Source organism: Mesorhizobium sp. M7A.F.Ca.CA.002.15.2.1 (assembly GCF_003998715.1).
GTDB classification, from domain to species: domain Bacteria; phylum Pseudomonadota; class Alphaproteobacteria; order Rhizobiales; family Rhizobiaceae; genus Mesorhizobium; species Mesorhizobium ciceri.
The window spans coordinates 1-1,050 of the sequence record NZ_RZPI01001085.1 but is presented as its reverse complement, the minus strand read 5'-3'; the positions used below and the strand labels follow the sequence as shown (position 1 = coordinate 1,050).

2 protein-coding genes are annotated in these 1,050 nt (G+C 65.9%); both read right to left on the bottom strand.

The features are described from left to right. Window positions 1-756: tRNA epoxyqueuosine(34) reductase QueG (queG, locus tag ENZ74_RS32800; protein ID WP_127313335.1), on the bottom strand; the 756-nt coding region annotated here is incomplete at its 3' end. Then, the coding region (locus ENZ74_RS32795) for a glutathione S-transferase family protein (protein ID WP_164761443.1) at window positions 737-1,050 on the bottom strand (314 nt) is incomplete at its 5' end. The genes ENZ74_RS32795 and queG, both read right to left, overlap by 20 nt.

Sequence of the window (1,050 nt, the reverse complement as noted above, 5' to 3'; positions counted from 1 at the left end):
GGCGGCTAAACAGTCATCGCAGCCATAGATGCGGTTGCCGATCTTTTCGCGGAATTCGTGCGGAATCGGCCCCTTGTTCTCGATGGTGAGATAGGAAATGCAGCGCCGCGCATCGAGCCGGTAGGGCGCCGGAAAAGCATCGGTCGGGCATGCGTCGAGGCAGGCGCGGCAGGAGCCGCAATGGTCGATTTCGGCGCGGTCGGGCACCAGTTCAGCGGTGGTGAAGATGGTGCCGAGGAACAGCCAGGAGCCGTGCTCGCGGCTGACCAGATTGGTGTGTTTGCCTTGCCAGCCAAGCCCGGCGGCTTCGGCCAGCGGCTTTTCCATGACAGGTGCGGTGTCGACGAACACCTTCACGTCACCGCCGGCGCGGGCAACGAGCTTGCCGGCGATCTCCTTCAGCCGGCCTTTCATCACATCGTGATAGTCGCGGTTTTGCGCATAGACCGAGATCGCGCCGCGGTCGCGCTTGGCCAGCACTTCGCGAAGATCATGGTCGGGGCCGTAGTTCATCGCCAGCACGACGATCGAGCGTACCTGCGGCCAGAGGGCCGTTGGTTCACTGCGGCGTTGCAGCGTCTCGGCGATCCAGTCCATTGAGCCGTGAAAGCCATCGGCGACGAATTCGGCCAGGCGCGCCGGCGCCAGCGGGATCGCATCGGGGGAGGTGACGGCGACGGCATCGAAGCCGGCGCGCTGCGCCTCAGCGTCGATCAGCGCGCGCAGTTTTGCGGCGTCAGAAGTCGAGGTCCGCATAATGCGACACCGGTGACAGGCCGCGCACCCGGTCGGTCAAAAGCGGCCGGAAGGAAGGCCGCGACTTGACCCGCGTGTACCATTCGCGAGCAGCGCTGTGCTCGCGCCAGTCTATCTCGCCGAGATAATCGAGCACCGACAGCGTCGCCGCGGCCGCGAGATCGGCATAGGTGACCCTCGAGCCGGCCAGCCAATGGCGGGTGCCGGCCAGCCAGTTGGTGTATTTTATGTGCTGGCGGATGTTGGCGCGCGCCGCACGGATCGCGCCCGAGTCGGGCGCGATCCGTGCGGCGC